The organism is Hymenobacter canadensis (assembly GCF_027359925.1).
Classification (GTDB): domain Bacteria; phylum Bacteroidota; class Bacteroidia; order Cytophagales; family Hymenobacteraceae; genus Hymenobacter; species Hymenobacter canadensis.
The window spans coordinates 1-18,095 of sequence record NZ_CP114768.1 but is presented as its reverse complement, the minus strand read 5'-3'; the positions used below and the strand labels follow the sequence as shown (position 1 = coordinate 18,095).

Sequence of the window (18,095 nt, the reverse complement as noted above, 5' to 3'; positions counted from 1 at the left end):
CAGTGGGGTAAGGCCCGAAAAGAGAAAAATTTGCTGTCGCTACCCCCCGGCTGCCGCCGTCACCAGTGCTTTTCCAGCGCCGGAAAACGGCCGCCCACGCGTACCCAGCCGGGCACACGGAGCCCGTAGGAGAATTACCGCAGGAAGAGGGGGGGGGATTTAAACGCGGCCGGCCGGCGGGCCGCGCAGCGAAGCACCATCCAGCAAGTGCGAAGCACGGCAGACGGGGGCCTGCGGGCGATACGTGGCGTAGCGCAGCAGCCGTACCGGAACAGGAATTACCACCGGTGCGACCGGCTGGAACGGGGCATCATACAGCTGCTCGACGTGGCAGTGCTTGTGCTGCGGCGAAAGCAAAGCTTTGCCAGCCGCCGTGGCTGTACTACCCATGCGGGGTCCGTCCTGCGTGTGCGTATGCAAGTGCAACTGCAGCACAGCCGCTTCCGGTGCCAGCACCCGCAAGAGCAGGACTAACAGCCACCAAGCCACAATACGACGTTTTACCTGCACTTACCTGTAGCTGTGATGAAGCTGCAAAAGTAAGCGCAATTTCCTTTATGCAGCATTGATGCATAAAGGAAATTGCGCAAACCAGCCATTGCGGCACCCGCCCGGGCGGGGCGTCTCGCACAACGACCGTTCTCCCAGTACCTGCGACGCCTCAAAATGCTCTCCCCGCCGCAGCACGGGCAACTGGCCTTCGTAGCCCGGTGCCAGGTAGGGCTGCACGTCGGGCAACAGCAGCCAGCACCGCTCCCGCAACAGCCGCTTGGCCTGTTTGTGGGCTGTGACTCATCCTGATAGTCACAATGCTCTCCTGGAGCCCGGATGTGGGACTGGCACCGGAAGTAGGGCGTACGCTTCGGGCCCTGGCAAAAAGAGAGTGGCCGCCGGCCGCCGCGGCAGCGGTACTCAACGTCGTGGGACTTGCAAAATCGACTTTCCCCCGAGCGTCTGGGGCAGACGTGGCAGTGTTTTTTTCCTGCAGGGAGAGAGAAGGTATGGCGTGTGCGGCCCGCTAGCGGCGTAAAAGCTTCCGCAGCTTGGCGTAGAGCTCGGCTTCCTCAAAGGGCTTGGCCAGGCAGTCGTCCATGCCCGCCGCCCGGTACTGCTGGTGGTCGCCATGGAAAGCGTTGGCGGTGAGCGCCAGCATGGGAATGTTGGCCTGCCCCGTCGCTGGCTGCGCCCGCATCAGGGCCATGGCCTCCAGCCCGTTCATGCCGGGCATCTGAATGTCCATCAGTACCAGGTCGAAGGGCTGCTGCTCGAACAGGGCCACCCCGCTGGCACCTTCCACCGCTTCCACCACCACCACGCCCCAGGCCTGCATGGTGCGGCGGGCCACGAAGCGGTTGATGTCGTTGTCCTCCACCAGCAGCACCCGCACGCCGGCCAGCACGCCGGTGTCGAACTCCTCGAAAGCTGCATTCGGCGCGGCCTCCGTGGCCTTGGCTAGGGTGAGGCGGAAGGCAAAGGTGCTGCCCACGCCAGGGGCGCTTTCGGCCGTCAGCTCGCCACCCATCTGCTCCACCAGCGCGCGGCTGATGCTCAGGCCCAGGCCCGTGCCGCCAAAGCGCCGGGCGGTGTCGGCATACGCCTGGGTGAAGCTCTCGAAAATGCGCGACAGCACCTCCGGCCCCATGCCCACGCCCGTGTCGGTGATGGCAAACCGCACGGTGAGGGTGTCAGCCGTTTCGGCCAGCAGCTCGCCTTTCACCTGCACCAGCCCGCCGGCGGGCGTGAACTTGATGGCGTTGCTCACCAGGTTCAGCATAATCTGGTTGAGGCGATGCGCGTCGGCCTGCACCATCGGGTACGGGCAGGTGGCGCTCAGCGGCGTGCCTTCGAAACGGATGCCCTTGGCCTGGGCCTGCAGGGCCAGCGGCTGCACGGCCAGCCTTACCGATTCGCAGAGGTTGAACGATTCCAGATTCAGCTCCAGATTGCCACTGGCGATTTTGGCCATGTCCAGGATGTCGTTGAGCACGGCCAGCAGGTGCTGCCCCGAGCCGCGAATGATGTGCAGCAGCTCAGTTTGCTCAGCGGTAAGGACGGTTTTGGCCAGCAGGTTGGCCACGCCCAGCACGCCGTTCATTGGCGTACGAATTTCGTGGCTCATGTTGGCCAGGAAGTTTTCGCGGGCTGTCACGGAGGCATCGGCGGCCTGCTTGGCGCGCTTCAGCTCCTTGCTGGCCAGCACCCGCTCGGTGATGTCGTGGGCGTGCGAGGCAATGTAGGGGTCCTGACCAGCCGGGCGCACCACGTAGTTGTGGTAGAGCAGGTAGCGGATTTCCAGGCTTCCGCGCGGGCACACCCGCAGTACGCCCTGGTCCTCGCCCTCGGCGAAAATACGGGTGAGGTAGGGCGCCACAAAGCTTTGGTCCTCGGGCGGCAGGTGACTGGCCATGGGCCTGCCAATCAGCTCAGTAGCATCTTCGTTGAGCAGCTTGGCCAGGGCCGGATTGGCAGTCAGGGTCCGGCCCTGCAGGTCGCAGGTGCCAAAGAGGGTCTGGCCGTAGTGCATCAGGTCGCGGTACTGCTGCTCACTCTGCGCCAGGGTTTGCTGGGCCAGCCGCAGGGCCGTAACATCGGTGCTCACGCCCAGCACCTGCACGCGCCCATCGGGTTGGTGCAGGGGACGCTTAATGGTGTAGTACCAGCGTTGCGTACCATCGAGCAGGGTATGCGGTTCCTCCGTGGCAATTTCCTGGCCCGTGGCCAGCACTTCCCTATCGACGGCGGCGTAGGCAGCCAGTTCCCGGGCCAGCACGCTGTTGGGGGCCACGGGTTCGGCCCGAGCTAGCGCCGAGCCCTGCAGCATGACCTGCATGGCGTGGTTCTGAAAGACGAGCTGCTGCGCCTCGTCCCGCACAAACACCAGCGTGGGAATGGTATCGAACACCTGCTGCACGAACTGCTGCTGCGCCTGCAGCTGCAGACGCACGGACTCCCGCTCGGTGATGTCGGTGAAGTAGAGGTTGACGTAGCCTTCGCCCGGAAACGGCACGACGGAAATGGTGAAAGTGCGCGCGCCCAGGCGCACTTCCACCTGCTGGGCCCCGCCCAGCGCCAGCGCCGTGGCGGCCCCGGCCCGCAGCTGGCGCTGCACCCGCACCTGCTCGGCCCTTGGCAGGCCCTGGGCCAGCTGCCGGGCGGCGGCGTTGGCGTAAAGCTGCTGCTGATTGGCCCCGATGCGCACGATGGCATTCGGGTTTTGGTCGGGCTGGCTGGCCAGGGCCTGCAGCTCGACGGCAAGCAGCTTCAGCGCTGCATTGGCTGCCTGGGCCGCCGCCAGGGATTCGGTCAGCTCCTGAAGGCGCTGCTCTACCGTAAGTGGGGCCGGTGGGCCGAACCCCGTGGGCACGGTAGAAAAGATTGCCGTTTTCATAATGGACAATAACGGCTGGGAGAAAAGGGAAAATCAGCGGGAAATTACCGCGCTGAAAAGAGGATAGTACCAGTGGGCGCCAGGGAAATCACGCATGACCAAAGCCGCACCCTACTCCCGGGCTAGTCGAGAAAAGCCTGGAGCAGGGTCTGGAGGCGGGCATTGACGATGGCCAGCTCGGGCAGCCGCTGTTGCCCCTTAATCGCGCCGAGCACGCGCTCGACTTCGGGCCCTTCCACCACGCCAAAGTCCATGCTCCACTCTGCAAACTGGCGGGCCGGCTGCAGGCCTTCACTTACCGTTTGCAAGCGCGTGTGCCGGGGGTCCTGCTCAATCCGGGCGTAGAGCGCCCGGACGGCTTCTTCCGGCCCTTCGAGAACTTGCACAAACATGCCTTCGCTGTAGAGCAGCATGCCCGAAACCACTAACCGGGCGTTTTTCGCGCGGGCCTGGACCATCAGTTCCTGGAGTTGGACCGCGCTGAGATGGTGCGTGGCCCGGCTGCGGTAAAGCATCCGGTACACGCTGGTGCTGAGCAGCGCGGCTACCTGCGCAAGGCTCAGCTCGCCGCGTTGGTGACGGGCCAGCACCTGCTGGGCATACCGGTGCGATGCCGGCAGGGGAATGTTGGCCGTGAGGGACACAATCCAGGCCACCGCGTGCTGGCGCTGGCGCTCGATTTCGATATCGGTGAGTGAGATTTGCATGAGCAACGGCGAGTGAGCTAAATCACAGGGAAAGCAACTGGTCCGGTTTACCCGGAGCATCAAGCACCAGCCAGTAACTTGGCGGCGACAAGCTCAGCGAGGTGGGGGAGCCCAGGGAAGAAAAGCCAGACTTGCTGAAGCCGGATTCCAGCACGCCGAGGCGGATCTTCTCTGCAGAAGCATTTTTCAAGCTTCTGTGGGCGAGTTTATTCAGTAGGCCGACCCGAAGCCAAGGTTGTGCCAACGCACATTATATACTTATTTACCTGAATATCATATCATTGATTTTATAACTTATTGAAGCAGGGCTCTGATTCCGGGAGACAGGTCCAAAAAGTAGAGTGCTGCTACGCGGCTTGTCGGCCCGACCGGCGGCCCTTCAGCCTACTGGCCAGCAGTGGTCAGTTCGGGCGGGGTTACAACTTACTTCAGGGGGCCGAAAGAACAAGTACAGCAGCCTGGGGCGCCTGTCTCTTCCGGCAATAGGTATACCGGTTGTCCGATCCTGGAAAAAAGTCGTCAGTCTTCGTGGGAGAAAAAATGACTGGTTTTAGTCCTAGTAGTAGGCTAGCAAGTCAAGCCCTATCGGTTGAAGTGGGGGCTGAGGAGTCTTGTAAACTTTGGGTCTCCAGTGCTTTTGCAAAGGCTCGGTACTGGTGTGAGCAGCCGCCGGTATGGGATACCCGCAGCTCATGTGGGGACGCAAATTATAGTTGCGCACGCTCTGCTCGACGGCGCGAACTGCTTCCTCAAAGGTGGTAAGCACGCGGTTCAAGCGAGAATCTGTTTTCAGAATGCCGTTGACGAGTTCCGTCACGGCATTCTCGTAGGGGTCCTACGGCTGGGTCATACTGATGGGAGTCCCCGCTTGCCGAAGCCGTTGGATGTACGCAAAGCTGCCCTACTGACTCGCACGGCCCGGACGGTGAATCAAGGAGGCGGCGCTAGGCTGTTGGCACTGCAAGGCCATTTCCCAGGCATTCAGTGAGCCTTGCACGGTGAGCAGCGGATGCAGGCAGCAGCCCACGATAAGTTTCGAATTCGCATCGGTTGGTAAAGCTGATGCCGTTTGTCACGCCCTGTTTTAAGGGTGAATTGCCGGCGCTGCGGGTGCGGCGGAATGCTCTTACCACTCCAAATGCTGGAACAGCAATCCGTGAGCTGGAGCGTTATTGCCGTTTAATTTATATAATATCCTTATTTACAGTTACTTACGGTTTGGGTTTTCTTTGGCCTTTGGGTTGCATTGCCTGATTCCACACTAGCTAGCTGCCCAGCCAGGCAGAAGGTAGCGGCAGCCAGGCAGTTCTACTGCGCTGCGCTATGCACAGCTACCAGCCCTGGGCCGACAGCGGGGAGCAGGCAGCCAGTGCGGATTTTTCAAACGTCTACTCAGTAACCTACTGATACCTCATGCAACTTTATTCACCGGGTTATTTCCCGGCCACCGCCGCACTCAGGGCCTGCCTGCTGCTGCTGTTCCTACTGGGAATTAGTACGACTACCCACGCCGCCAACTACTACTGGGTGGGCAACACCGGCGCCTGGACCGAGATGAGTCATTGGGCCAGCACCAGCGGCGGCACCGGCAATGCCTACGCCAACGTGCCCAAAAACACCGATAATGTGTACTTCGATGCCAATTCCTTCACGGCCAACAGCCAGCGGGTAACCATCGTCGGGACGGTAACCTGCCGCGACATGACCTGGAGCGGCAACGTGCGTCAGGCTACGTTTGTGCAGGGGGCCAGCGGCGTGCTGGAAATAAACGGCGACCTGCGCTACACTGCCACCATGGCCACGACGCCGACTATCAGCGTGCCTCACCGCATGCTAGCGGCCACGACCGGCGCGGTCGTGGACATGCAGGGCGTGCCGTTTGGGGCGACACTGCTGTTTGACAGCGCCAATGGCGGTTGGACCTTCACCAGTCCCTTCAACGGCACGTCGGGAGCGGTGGTGAACATCTCGGCGGCCCGCCAGGTGAGCTTTGGCAGCACCACGCTCACGTTCAGCACGCTCAGCACCTACACGGGCATGACGGCCGTGGCGAGCATTGTGCCGGGCATCCTTGATCTGGGTAGCAGCACCACCACGCTATTAGCGCAGGCAAGCCCCGGCGCATTCACCCTGAACAACCCCAACCTGACCTTAACGGCTGGAACCAGCACGCTCAATGTGGGGGCCAGCGCACTTACCAACTACACCAGCCCGGTAAGCTTTACGACCAGCAAAGCGTTTGCCTTCCATACCGTAGTGGTAAATTCCGGGAACGGCGCACTGTTTAACGTGGCCAACTCGTCATTCAACACCCTCACCGTGAACAGCCGGCTGACGCTGGGCAGCGCTGCCACCATCGGCGCCGACGGCAACCTGACCTTGGCGGCCGATGCGGCGCTGCTACTGGCACCGGGGGCCACGAAAGCACTGAGCTTCGGCAGTGGGGCCACGCTGGCCACGAGTGGCGGCTGCGCGGGCCTAGGCACAATCCAATCGACGCTGGCGGGCAGCCCGGCTATCCTGGCGCGGAGCGGGGGCTGGGCCTCGGCGCCCATTAGCTACGCAGTGTTGCAGGACCTCACCTTTACCGATGGCAGCAGCGGCAACCCGGCCAACGGGGCCGCCGTGGCCACGGCCAGCGCCAACCAGGGCGGCAACGCGGGCATCACGATTTCGGGCCTGCCCGTAACCGACCTCTACTGGGTGGGCAACAGCGGCAATTGGCACGACCCCAGCCACTGGGCCAGCGTCAGCGGTGGTTCTACCGTGGGCAATACCTGCCTACCCACTGTGTTTACCAACGTGCATTTCGATGCTAATTCCTTCACCGCCCCGGGCCGCACGGTGACGCTGGACCTCACCGGGCAGCAGTGCCGCAACATGGACTGGACGGGCGTGACGAACAAGCCCACGCTGAACGCCGCCTCGCGGTGCGGGCTCACGGTGGCCGGCTCGCTGACACTGGTGGGGCCGGCCAGCCTGACGCAGGCGCTGGCGGCCGACGTATTTCTGGGACAGCCGGGCGGAGGCAGCTACACGCTCACCACGGCCGGGCAGCCCCTGGCGGCGCACCTGTGGTTTCGGGCGGCGGGGGGCAGCTACGCGCTGCTGGACGACGTGACCACCACGGGCCGGGTGTTTGTGGAGTCGGGCACGTTCACGACCAACGACCACCTGATCAATGCCCAATCCTTTAGCAGCGGCTACGTATTCAATAACTCGGTGTACACCACCGGCTCGGGACCAGCGAGTCCGCTCAGCCTGTCGCCGCCGACGGTGAACCTGGGTACGAGCGTGCTCAACCTACTGGGCACCAACACCCGCAACGATGCCAATGCGGTGGTGAGCAACTACGCCTGGGACGTGGCCAGCGTCACGACGGCGGACGTCACCACTACGCCCGTCACGCTCAATGCCGGCAGTAGCACCATCAATCTGCTCAACGGCAACAATACGCCCTTCTATAACAGTATTTTTCGTGGAGGCCTGGGCCTGACGTACGGCACCGTCACCTTTTCCAATAACACCGGGGGCACTTCGGCCACGATAATCGGCAATACCACCGCCAACGACACGTTTCAGAACCTGCTGTTCTACGGGTCAGCCACCATCGGCAGCAACAATTCCATCACCGGACAGCTGCTGCTGAGCCCCGGCAAGACCTACCTGGTACCGAATGCCACCACCCAAACCTTCACCCCGGGAGCCACACTGAACGCCGTGGGGACGTGCTCGAACTACATCACCATCATCGGCCCTTCAAGCGCGGCCGCTACCCGCTTCATCTCAGCCAGTAATGCGCCGCTGCAATACGTGATACTGAAGAACACCGATTTCTCGGGCGGGGCGACCTGGCAGGACCAAAGCGGCCTGGATAATGGCAGCAACACGGGCATTGCCTTCCTGCCCCCCGCGACGCGGACCCTGTACTGGGTGGGCGAGGGCGGCAACTGGAACGATGCCGCCCACTGGAGCCTGAGCAGTGGCGGCAGCGGCGGCGCGTGCACGCCCTCACTCGTTGATAACGTGGTGGTGGATGCCAATTCGGTGACAACCACGGGCCAGACGCTGACCATCAACCTGGCCTCGGCCAGCTGCCGCAGCATCGATTGCAGTGCCCTCACCAACGGCAAAGGGCTGACCCTGCGCAACGTGACCGGAAATCTGCTGAGCGTCTACGGCTCCGTAACCTGGGCTCCCGAACCTAACCTGACCCTGGCGCTGGCCGGGGGCCTGGCCATACTGGGGCCGGGTACCGCCAGCACCCTCACCAGCGCCGGTCAACGGCTGACGGGCACCCTCAACCTCAACGTGCCCGGCGGCAGCGTGACGCTGGCCGACGCCTTCGCCAGCACCGCCGGGATTACGCACACGGCCGGTACGCTTGCCACGAATAATCAGCCCGTCAGCATTCCCAACTACGTCACTTCAACGGTGGCGGCAAAGGTACTCCAGCTCGGTGCTTCGCCGGTAACCGTGAATGGCATCTGGGTGGTGGCCGTTACCTCCAACCTGACCATAGCAGCGGGCACCTCGCGGCTCACCGTGAATGCCAACGTCTTCACCGGGGGCGGCCAGTCGTATTATGACGTGCTGATTGACAACCCGCTAACCGTCATCACCCTCGCCGGCAACAATGCGTTTCACGACCTCCAGCTTACCGGCTCCACGAACATCCAGGGCAATAATACCATTAGTGGCACGCTGACCTTCCTTGCCGGCCGGGCTTACGTCTTCACGGCCGGCAACACCACCACGTTTGGGCCTAATGCTACCCTGGTTTCGGTGGGGTTGAGCAACAACCCCGTCACGCTGCAAAGCTCCGTGAACGGTAGCCTCTTCACCTGGACCAAAGCCACGGGCGGCATCTGCGCCGACTACACCTACATCCGCGACAGCCGGGCCACGGGCGGGGCCTATTTCGAGGCCGGCCGCAACGGGGCCAACAACCAGGGCAACAACCCCGGCTGGAGTTTCGGCTTTTTGCCCCGCGCCAGCTACGTGAACCGCACCACCTGCCCCGCTGAGGGCGCCCACACGCTCCGCATCGACTTCACGGCCTACGACAACATTAATAACGTGTCCGGCCTCGCCCTGCCCACTGCCCACTACCCGCTCACCCTGCGCGTGCACAACCTTACGGCCAACACGTACGAGGACGTGAGTGCCCCGACCACTCCCTACTATTATCCCATCCCGACCAGCACCGCCACCACGCAGTATCAGGTAGTGGCGCTGGCCACGTCGCCCACCAGCGGCTGCGGCACCACCAGCAACACCGACCTAAGCACCTTCCCCGTCGTGACCGATGCCATCCTGGCCGGACCGGCCGGCACCTGGAGCGGCAACAGCGCCCCCGCCGATGGCAACTGGCTGGATTGCCACAACTGGGCCAGCGGCAACGTGCCCGATGCCAGTACCGACGCTACCATCAGCCCTAATACCACGTCAGTTAGCCTCGGCAATAGCCTGACGGCCAATGTCGCCGTGCAACCCACGCTGAACGGGGCCGGAGCGGCCGTGCGTACGCTCACCATCCCGGCCGGGGCTACCTTCACGCTGGGCAGCAGCGCCCAGTTGGCCGTAGCCGGCGACTGGGTGAATAATGGCACCGTGACTTCAGTCGCCACCAGCCAGGTCACCTTTCAGGGCACCAGCCCCCAAACGCTGACCGCCGGCACCTTCGGCAGCGTGGTAGTAAAAAACGCCACCGGCCTCACCCTGGCCACCGACGCCAGCACCAGCGGCACGCTCATGCTGAGTGCCGGCACCATCACGACGGGCCTCTATAAATGGGTGCACAGCAACGCCAGCGCCTCCAGCCTCAGCGGCTACGGGGCCGGCAGCTACGTGGCAGGAACCCTGCGCCGCGCTATTGCCAGCAATACCGTGGCTACGTACGCCTTCCCCGTGGGCACGGCCAGTCAATACGCGCTTTATGAGCTGCTTGACCACAACCTGAGCGGCAGCGGCTTCGGCACCATCGATGCCAGCTTTGGACCCAAGCCCGGCACCGATGCCAACCTGACCTACCTCGAGCCGGGCTACACACCCTACCGCGCCATCCACAGCGCCGGGGTCTGGACGCTCACACCCGACAGCCAGCCCAGCGCTGGCACCTACGACGCTAAGGTGAGTTTGCTGCCTTTCAGTGCTTTGATTGACAACTCCTTTACCGTCCTCAAGCGCCCCGACACCAGCACCGACGCGGCCGACTGGACCGGCGGGGGCGGCACGCTCAACCCCAACGGCGGCGCGGGGCGTCTGGTAGCGAACGGCTACGCCCTGCGCCTGGGCCTGATCAGCTTCAGCCAGTTTGGCTTGGGCCAGATGGTAGGAGCCGCCCCCTTGCCGGTAACGCTGACCCGCTTTACGGCCACGGCCAGCGGCTCCTGCGCCGTGCGCCTCGATTGGGCCACGGCCAGCGAAATCAACAACGACCGGTTCGAGTTGGAGCGCAGCGCCGATGGCCGCTCATTTCAGAAAATAACTACCGTCGCGAGCCGCAACAGCGCCAGCGGCAGCACCTATGGCTACACCGATCAACAGCCGGGCGAAGGACTGAACTACTACCGCCTCCGGCAAATCGACCTAGACCGCACCAGTACCTACAGTCCAGTAACGGCTTTTGCCATAACCTGCGGGGCCGGCGGCCCCGTGCGCCTGGTGCCCAACCCGGCCACCAACACTGTGCGCCTCCTGGGGCTGCGCCCCGGCCAGATGCTGTGCATATACAGTAGCGCTGGCCGCCTGGTGTACGCCGCGCCGGCCAGCCAACCAGACGAGTTGCTGGAAGTCAGCGGCTGGGTTCCGGGCCTGTACCTAGTCCACGTTCGCAACGCTGATGGCGGCCTGGCAGGCAAGCACAAGCTCCTAAAGCAGTGAGCTGGTCTGGGAATGCCGGACAGAAGAAGGGGCTTAGTGGAGGCTATGCTCGAAATCAGTCACCACATGGCCTGCTACAACGCTGAATGCCGCCACTCAGCCCTCAACTATCAAACGAACAACCACTTATAAAAACACCTCAAAACAACGTTCCAACTCTGGCCAGGGTAACCAGACTACCTCACTCGGTGAACAACTCAGTAGTTAATGGGGTGCTTGCGGCTGGAAAGTGGCAGTGTGCCAGCCGATGCGAGCGGAATAAAGAGCTAAAGTTAGGCCAGACTGTGCTTGCAAAGCAATGGGTTACGTGAGCCATGATTATTTTTGGACGGCGAAAAGAATGACAAAATGCGTCGTTTAACTCGTCAGGTCGAAAGCCAAGGGCCGGAAAAGCGGCGCGAAAAAAAAATTACCATTATCAATGAATTGCCGGGCGTAACAATGCCGTAGTTTTGCAGCATGCTTCAACCAGGAAACATGTTGATGAAGCGCGGGACTCTGCTCGACAGGGAACTGCGAATGGACCGGCAGGTCTTCGCTGCTATTGGTTCTCCTGATTTTGCCTCTGGGTCTAGTATTTCCGTTGTTTTTTCTGGGTATTGCCCCGCCACCGTTTCGGATTCCGAAACGGTTTTTTTATGCCCGTTGCGTTCATCGACTGCTGCCCCGCAGCCAGCTCACGCCTCTCCTGAACGCCAGCTCCCCCGCCTTCAAATGTGGCGGCTGCCACCAGCCTTTCGGCCCACACCAGCAGCCAGTTTCGCCGCCATGGGGAGTGGCAGATAAGACTTCCTCCTGTTTTTTTAGCTAGACGACCTCACTTTTCCTTCACTCCGGTATGGCACGCAAAGACCTACTCGACATCGCCTCCCTCCATCGTGAGGAAATCGAGTTCCTGCTCGACCAATCCACGTCGTTTAAAAAACTGTTCACCCGCTCGGTAAAAAAAATCCCCGCCCTTGAGGGGAAGTCCGTGCTCATGCTGTTCTACGAGGCCAGCACCCGCACGCACTCCTCCTTCGAGGTGGCCGCTAAACGCCTCTCGGCGGAGGTAACGAATTTCGACGTCGCCCACTCCTCCATCACCAAAGGCGAGTCGGTGCGCGAGACGATTGAGACGCTGCAGGCCATGCGCACCGACTACATCGTCGTGCGCCACGGCCACCCCGGCCTGCCCGCCATGATAGCCCGCCAGACTACGGCGTCGGTCATCAATGCCGGCGACGGGGCGCACGAGCACCCCACCCAGGCTTTGCTGGATGCATTCACCATCAAGGAAAAATTCCCCGACCCCCGGGGTAAAAAAGTCCTCATCATCGGGGATATTCTCCACTCCCGCGTCGCGCGCTCCACCAGCACGCTGCTCCAGAAGCTGGGCGTTGAGGTGGCGTACCTGGGGCCGGGCTCACTGGTACCCAAGTACGGCCCGGCCACCATCCCCCGCTTCACTGATTACGAAGCGGCCATGGCCTGGGCGCCCGATGTGGTGTACCTGCTCCGCGTGCAGCTGGAGCGCCAGGACGTGCAGTTTTTTCCCAGCGTCCGCGAATACCACCGGGTCTACGGCATCACCACTACCCGACTGGCGGAAATCCGCGACCGGGGCCTCTACATCATGCACCCCGGCCCCGTGAATCGGGGCGTGGAACTGTGCGACGCCGTGATGGACTACGAGCGCAGCCTGATCACCAACCAGGTCGAAAACGGCATCTCCGTTCGCATGGCCGTGCTCGACTGGCTCACCCCGGGCGGCGACTTCCCGAAGCAGGAAGCGTATATCGCCCAGCAGAAAGCCGGCTCACCGGTGATTACGCCCTAAAGCCCGGTCGCGGCGGCTGGTTCCGCCCGTGTATTTTCTTCTTCAACTGCCCGAATACCCCCATCCCTTGCCGGTTTACCGCACTTCTCCCTCCATGCTCCTCCTCCAAAACGCCCGCATCGCCTCCGAAAATTCACCCGCACTTGTCGAGAGCGACGTTCTGATTGTCGAAGGAATAATTCAAGAAATCGGCCAAAGCCTGGCCATTCCCGAAGGGGCCCGCGTCATCGACGCGCGCGGCCGGGTGCTGATGCCCGGCATGTTTGATGCCCACGTCCATTTCCGCGCCCCCGGCTTTGAGAACAAGGAAACCATCACTACAGGCAGCGAAGCGGCCATCAACGGCGGCGTTACCGGCGTGGTCATGATGCCCAACACCCGCCCGGCCCTCGACTCGGCCACCGCCATAGCCACGGTGCTGGAAAATGCCAAACACCGCTCCCGCATTCCGGTGTACACCTCGGGTTGCGTCACCAAGAACCGCGAGGGCAAGGAGCTGGCGGAAATCGAGGGCATGCGTGGCCTTGGCGTGAAGATGCTCACCGACGACGGGGACACCACCGCCGACCCGGCGGTACTGCTGCGGGCCATGCAGTACGCCACCGAGTTTGGGATGTTTTTCGCCAGCCACTGCGAGGTGCCGGAGCTGGCCGGGCCGCGCGCCCTGAACGAAGGGGTGATGAGCTACCGGCTCGGCATCAAGGGTTCGCCGGCCTGCGCGGAGGAAATCATTATTGACCGCGACATTCGGTTGGCCCACGCGGCCGGCGCGCACGTACACATCCAGCACGTGTCCAGCAAGATGGGCATGGAAACCATCCGCTGGTGGAAATCCCGCGGCGATGTGAAGGTCACGGCGGAAGTGATGCCGCACCACCTGATGTTCACCGACGAGCACATCGGCGACTACGACACGAACTACAAGATGAACCCGCCGTTGCGCACGCAGGCCGATTGTGATGCGCTGCTCGCCGGACTCATTGAGGGCGTCTTCGACATCATTGCCACCGACCACGCGCCGCATACGCCGTTCGAAAAAGCCCAGGATTTCATCAGCGCGCCCAACGGCATCACCGGCCTGGATACGGCCCTGGTCTCGCTCTATAACCACTTCGTCGAGCCCGGCAAATTTGGGTGGGACCTGGTGGTAAAGCGCTATTCGGCCGAGCCCCGCCGCCTGATGGGTTTGCCGGTAGCCGCCATTGAAGTGGGCCAGGAAGCTAACTGCGTTTTGTTCGATACCACGGCCGAAACTACCTTCACCAAGGAGTTCATGAAATCCAAATCCCAGAACACGCCCTTCATCGACCAGACCCTGAAGGGCCGGGTGGACCTAGTGGTTTTAGGTGCCGAAATCCTGCTGGAGCGCTAACCGTTCGTTGAGCTTAGCCAGATAATAGTCGTTCGACAAGCTCAGCATAACACAAATATTTCCCCATGAGTACCCTTTTAACATCCGACACCCCCATCCCCAGCGCCAACCTGGACAAGCCAGTGGTTGGCGTTGTCATGGGCTCCAGCAGCGACTGGGACACCATGCAGCATGCCGTGCAGATTCTCACGCACTTTGGCGTGGCCCACGAAGCGCGCGTCGTGTCGGCCCACCGCATGCCCGATGACCTGTTTGCCTACGCCGAACAAGCCGGCCCGCGTGGCCTGCAGGCCATCATCGCCGGCGCGGGTGGGGCCGCCCACCTGCCGGGCATGATGGCCGCCAAAACCGCGCTGCCCGTGCTGGGCGTGCCGGTGGCCAGCCGCCATTTGCAGGGCGTTGATTCGCTGCACAGCATCGTGCAGATGCCCAAAGGCGTGCCGGTGGCCACGTTTGCCATTGGCAATGCCGGGGCAGCCAATGCGGCCTTGTTCGCGGTCAGCATGCTGGCCCTGCACAACCCGGAGCTGGCGACCAAGCTGCAGGCGTTTCGCGCCGAACAAACCGAGGCCGCCCGCGCCATGACGCTGCCGCTATGAACGAGGGAACTGACATGGCCACCATGACGCCGATTTTCCCGGGCAGCACGGATGCCGCCGGCCAGCGGGCTACGCTGGGGGTACTGGGCGGCGGCCAGCTGGGCCGCATGTTTGTACACGCCGCCCAGCGCCTGGGCTACTTCACCGCCGTGCTGGAACCCGACGCGCAAAGTCCGGCCGGGCTGGTGAGCCATCATCATATTCAGACCGCCTATAACGACCCAGCCGGGCTGGCGGAATTGGCCCACCTGTGCCAGGCCATCACCACCGAGTTTGAAAACGTACCGGCCCAGGTCCTGCAAACGCTGGCCCTGACCCGGCCCGTGGCCCCGGGCGCCGCTGTGGTAGGCATTGCCCAAAACCGCATCGAGGAAAAAGCCCACTTCACGGCCTGCGCCGACGTGTCGGGGGTGAGCTGCGCGCCTTATGCAGTGATTGAAACGCCGGCCCAGCTGCAGGCCGTGCAGGCTGACCGGGCTGATTTGCTGCCCGGTATCCTGAAAACCGCCCGCATGGGCTACGATGGCAAGGGCCAGGTGCGCGTGAAGACCGCCGAAGAGCTGGCCGCCGCCTGGGCCGAGTTAGGCGGCACTGCCTGCGTGCTGGAAAAGATGCTGCCGCTCACCGCCGAGTGTTCGGTGCTGGTGGCGCGCGGCTGGGACGGGCAGGTCGTCAGCTTCGCCCCGCAGCGCAACGTGCACGTCGAGGGTATTCTGGCCGTGACCCACGCCTACGAAGGAAATATGCCGCCCGCCCTGGCCGATAGGGCCCGCGACGCGGCCGTTTCCATTGCGCGGCATATTGGCTATGTCGGGGTGCTGTGCGTCGAGTTTTTTGTGGTGGACGACGGCAGCGCGCATGGCGGCCTGGTAGTCAACGAAATGGCCCCGCGCCCGCACAACAGCGGCCACTACACCCTGGACGCCTGCGACGCGTCGCAGTTCGACCTGCAGGTGTATGCCATGGCGGGCCTGCCCTTGCCGCAGCCGCGTCAGCATTCCCCGGCCATCATGCTCAACCTGCTGGGTGACGTGTGGTTCGACGCCGATGGTCAACTGCAGGAGCCGGACTGGCAGTCCGTGCTGAGCCTGCCGGGCACGCACCTGCACCTGTATGGTAAGTCGCAGGCGCGCGCCGGCCGCAAGATGGGTCACCTGACCATCACCGGCCCGGATGTCGCCAGCGTCAAAACCGTGGCACGCCGCGCCGCTGGTTTACTCGGCTTGCCGGGGCTAGATGCCATTTAGCGGCTATCCAGCTTACTTTTGGCAGCTGTAACGGACCTCTGAAAACGCTTCAATTTGCCGCCATGCGCCACGCCTTCATTCGCAACGGATTTATTGCCGCCGGGCTGATCAACATTCTGGCCGTGCTGCTTTTGTCGCGGGTCTTTACCAATGCCGTCATCCCCGCCACCGACCCGGTGGTTATGTCCAACTTCGGATTGCTGATGATTGTCGTCTGGGGGCTGGTATTTTTGGCCGTGGCCGCCCGTTACCAGCATGTAAAGTGGGTGGTAGGGGCCTTTGTGGTCGAGAAAATGGTGTACGCCGTGGCCTGGTTTCGCTGGATTACCACCCACGAGGTGGCCGCCGTCTACGCGAAGGATCTGTTTGCCGGACTTTTCTACTCGGTGTACGGCCTCAACGATTTTCTTTTTATGCTCTTTTTTGCGGCCGTTTTCTACCAGCTTCATCAGGCCGAAGCAGCGCCTCTCGCCCAAAAATGAGCCGGCCCCTTTGCTGTCCCGCCGACCTTGAACTGCGGGACAGTAAAGGGGCCGGGGCCGCAGTTTCTCTGCTTTGCCCCGGCCCCGGCCTCCGAACAAAAGGTTGGTTTACTTGGCTTATTCCGGAACGCTACATCTGGCGCGACAACCGATGTTATGAGCACCTTTTGGCCGATTTGCGCGAGCTGGCCTGCCGACTGGCCAGTTGCTAGGCCGAGTCCACGGCCGTTATTTTAGACTCGCGTACGCTACAAAGCACGCCCGAACCTGGCGCTCGGGCCGGGTATGACGGCGCCAACCTGATTTTTCTTCATGAAGGACCGTGACCTATATAAAAGAAGGTTATGTTTTCTTACGACATGTACTGTCCCAGCTTTAACTGGTGGACTAGTGTTGTAAGGGTTGAAGTAAAATCATAAGGACTGATAAGGTTTACTTGTCAGTCTCTAGGGGCCCGGCTTTACAGAAGCTCATCATACTTTTGGGCCGATCCACGGGCCTTGTCAGCCGGGTACTTTTCGGCGTTCTGCTCAATCTTATTCTGCATGAGTTGCAGGATATCCCAGCCGTATTTATCGGCCAGTTGAAATGCGTAGAGCAACACGTCCGCCAACTCTTCCTGTACTCGTTCAGGGTTAGCCTCTTCGGGCTTCTTCCAAAGGAACAGTTCATTGAGTTCGGCGGCCTCAATGCTTAAGGCCAGGGCCAGATACTTGGAGTTATGGAACTGCGCCCAGTCCCGCTCGTCGCGAAACTCACGCAGTTGCCGGAGGAGGTCGTCAATGGAGTTACTCATCTGACTTGCCCTTGTCCAAGGTGTGGGCCATTTCCAACTCGGACAGCGCTTGGCCCAGGACGCGGTGGTACTCGGAAACGGTAGGGTTCTGGCCGATAAGTTGCTGCAGGCGCGGCAGGGCTTGGCGGAACTGGCCGGCTTCACTGAGGCGTAGCACTTTCTGGTATTCGGCCTGCTGGGCCTGGATGGCCTTGGTATCAAGCTTTGCCTCTACTACATCGCCCTTGATCGTGACCGTGGGCCGGTAGGGCCCGAAGGTGTAGAAGTCGGTTAGGTGGTCAAGGAACTGCTCGGGGGCCTGGCCAAATGCCTGGGCTGCCGACAAGAGACTGTAGAGGAAGTCGTTGAGGGGGTGGTTAATGGTCATCGAAGAAAGCGGACTTGAACTGACCGACAATGGCATTGTGGGCCGTGGCTGTGATAAAGTCGGTGGAGGAACCGGCGTAGAGTTGCATTATTTAGTTTACGAAGTTGCTACATGCGCAACCGACTGTTTGCAAGAGCATAATCGTAATAGGTTTAACGAGTATGCCAATTCCCTGCCGACGCTTTAAAATAGTAGCTGGGAAACTATTAGTCATCAGCAAATGCTAAGCGTTGTTTCTGACTAGTCAAATTTGACCAAGTCCTTAAAATCGGTGAATGTGAAGGACTTGGCTATGTATAAATTCATTAATACCGGCTCGTTTTCACCAATGGTACGTGCCTCTCCCCCAATGCTCAACCCGACATTTTTTTCAGTGATGTTAAAGCTTAAGCTACCTGCAGCGTATCTGCGCCCCCCTTCCATTGTAACCCCT

The 18,095-nt window shown here is 61.7% G+C and carries 12 protein-coding genes and 1 pseudogene; 7 read left to right on the top strand and 6 right to left on the bottom strand.

Annotated elements, in window-relative coordinates; genetic code table 11:
• Positions 1-159: 159 nt before the first annotated feature.
• The 4 genes from O3303_RS19450 to O3303_RS19435 form a co-directional block, all read right to left on the bottom strand.
• On the bottom strand, positions 160-390 hold the full coding sequence (locus tag O3303_RS19450) for a hypothetical protein (RefSeq protein WP_269562101.1): 231 nt from the start codon (positions 388-390) through the stop codon (positions 160-162).
• 628 nt (positions 391-1,018) lie between these two features.
• Positions 1,019-3,388 carry a hybrid sensor histidine kinase/response regulator gene (locus tag O3303_RS19445; protein ID WP_269562100.1) on the bottom strand — a complete coding sequence of 790 codons (2,370 nt, stop codon included), beginning with the start codon at positions 3,386-3,388 and terminating at the stop codon, positions 1,019-1,021.
• Between the two features lie 122 nt (positions 3,389-3,510).
• A complete protein-coding gene (locus O3303_RS19440; protein WP_269562099.1) occupies positions 3,511-4,095 on the bottom strand; it encodes a BLUF domain-containing protein in 585 nt (194 codons plus the stop codon).
• A 22-nt stretch (positions 4,096-4,117) separates the two neighbouring features.
• Positions 4,118-4,285: a hypothetical protein gene (locus tag O3303_RS19435; protein ID WP_269562098.1), complete on the bottom strand. Its 168-nt coding sequence runs from the start codon at positions 4,283-4,285 to the stop codon at positions 4,118-4,120.
• 1,223 nt (positions 4,286-5,508) lie between these two features.
• On the opposite strand from O3303_RS19435, the gene O3303_RS19430 reads away from it, so the two are divergent.
• The 7 genes and pseudogenes from O3303_RS19430 to O3303_RS19400 form a co-directional block, all read left to right on the top strand.
• Complete coding sequence (locus O3303_RS19430) at positions 5,509-10,980, top strand: beta strand repeat-containing protein (protein ID WP_269562097.1); 5,472 nt, start codon at positions 5,509-5,511, stop codon at positions 10,978-10,980.
• 838 nt (positions 10,981-11,818) lie between these two features.
• A complete protein-coding gene (locus tag O3303_RS19425; protein ID WP_269562096.1) occupies positions 11,819-12,799 on the top strand; it encodes an aspartate carbamoyltransferase catalytic subunit in 981 nt (326 codons plus the stop codon).
• 94 nt (positions 12,800-12,893) lie between these two features.
• Entirely contained in the window at positions 12,894-14,171 is a 1,278-nt protein-coding gene (locus O3303_RS19420) for a dihydroorotase (RefSeq protein ID WP_269562095.1), read from the top strand.
• A gap of 65 nt (positions 14,172-14,236) precedes the next feature.
• The gene (gene purE / locus O3303_RS19415; RefSeq protein WP_269562094.1) at positions 14,237-14,770 is read left to right on the top strand and encodes a 5-(carboxyamino)imidazole ribonucleotide mutase; all 534 of its coding nucleotides are present in this window, start codon (positions 14,237-14,239) and stop codon (positions 14,768-14,770) included.
• Positions 14,771-14,784: 14 nt separating this feature from the next.
• Positions 14,785-16,017, top strand: a complete 1,233-nt coding sequence (locus O3303_RS19410; RefSeq protein WP_269562257.1) for a 5-(carboxyamino)imidazole ribonucleotide synthase — start codon at positions 14,785-14,787, stop codon at positions 16,015-16,017.
• Positions 16,018-16,079: 62 nt separating this feature from the next.
• The gene (locus O3303_RS19405; RefSeq protein WP_269562093.1) at positions 16,080-16,499 is read left to right on the top strand and encodes a hypothetical protein; all 420 of its coding nucleotides are present in this window, start codon (positions 16,080-16,082) and stop codon (positions 16,497-16,499) included.
• A gap of 215 nt (positions 16,500-16,714) precedes the next feature.
• Positions 16,715-16,795 (top strand): annotated as a pseudogene (locus O3303_RS19400) (IS5/IS1182 family transposase); the annotation flags it as partial.
• Positions 16,796-16,959: 164 nt separating this feature from the next.
• Here the strand turns inward: O3303_RS19400 and O3303_RS19395 are convergent.
• Together O3303_RS19395 and O3303_RS19390 are read right to left on the bottom strand one after the other, a co-directional pair.
• Positions 16,960-17,295, bottom strand: a complete 336-nt coding sequence (locus O3303_RS19395; protein ID WP_269562092.1) for a nucleotide pyrophosphohydrolase — start codon at positions 17,293-17,295, stop codon at positions 16,960-16,962.
• Positions 17,288-17,662: a hypothetical protein gene (locus O3303_RS19390; RefSeq protein WP_269562091.1), complete on the bottom strand. Its 375-nt coding sequence runs from the start codon at positions 17,660-17,662 to the stop codon at positions 17,288-17,290. The genes O3303_RS19395 and O3303_RS19390 overlap by 8 nt, the downstream gene beginning before the upstream one ends.
• Positions 17,663-18,095 lie beyond the last annotated feature (433 nt).

Excerpts from the sequence above, each read along its gene's own strand:
- O3303_RS19450 (WP_269562101.1), bottom strand. The coding sequence starts at position 390 with ATGGGTAGTACAGCCACGGCGGCTGGCAAAGCTTTGCTTTCGCCGCAG.
- O3303_RS19445 (WP_269562100.1), bottom strand. The coding sequence starts at position 3,388 with ATGAAAACGGCAATCTTTTCTACCGTGCCCACGGGGTTCGGCCCACCG.
- O3303_RS19440 (WP_269562099.1), bottom strand. The coding sequence starts at position 4,095 with ATGCAAATCTCACTCACCGATATCGAAATCGAGCGCCAGCGCCAGCAC.
- O3303_RS19430 (WP_269562097.1), top strand. The coding sequence starts at position 5,509 with ATGCAACTTTATTCACCGGGTTATTTCCCGGCCACCGCCGCACTCAGG.
- O3303_RS19425 (WP_269562096.1), top strand. The coding sequence starts at position 11,819 with ATGGCACGCAAAGACCTACTCGACATCGCCTCCCTCCATCGTGAGGAA.
- O3303_RS19420 (WP_269562095.1), top strand. The coding sequence starts at position 12,894 with ATGCTCCTCCTCCAAAACGCCCGCATCGCCTCCGAAAATTCACCCGCA.
- purE (WP_269562094.1), top strand. The coding sequence starts at position 14,237 with ATGAGTACCCTTTTAACATCCGACACCCCCATCCCCAGCGCCAACCTG.
- O3303_RS19410 (WP_269562257.1), top strand. The coding sequence starts at position 14,785 with ATGGCCACCATGACGCCGATTTTCCCGGGCAGCACGGATGCCGCCGGC.
- O3303_RS19405 (WP_269562093.1), top strand. The coding sequence starts at position 16,080 with ATGCGCCACGCCTTCATTCGCAACGGATTTATTGCCGCCGGGCTGATC.
- O3303_RS19395 (WP_269562092.1), bottom strand. The coding sequence starts at position 17,295 with ATGAGTAACTCCATTGACGACCTCCTCCGGCAACTGCGTGAGTTTCGC.
- O3303_RS19390 (WP_269562091.1), bottom strand. The coding sequence starts at position 17,662 with ATGACCATTAACCACCCCCTCAACGACTTCCTCTACAGTCTCTTGTCG.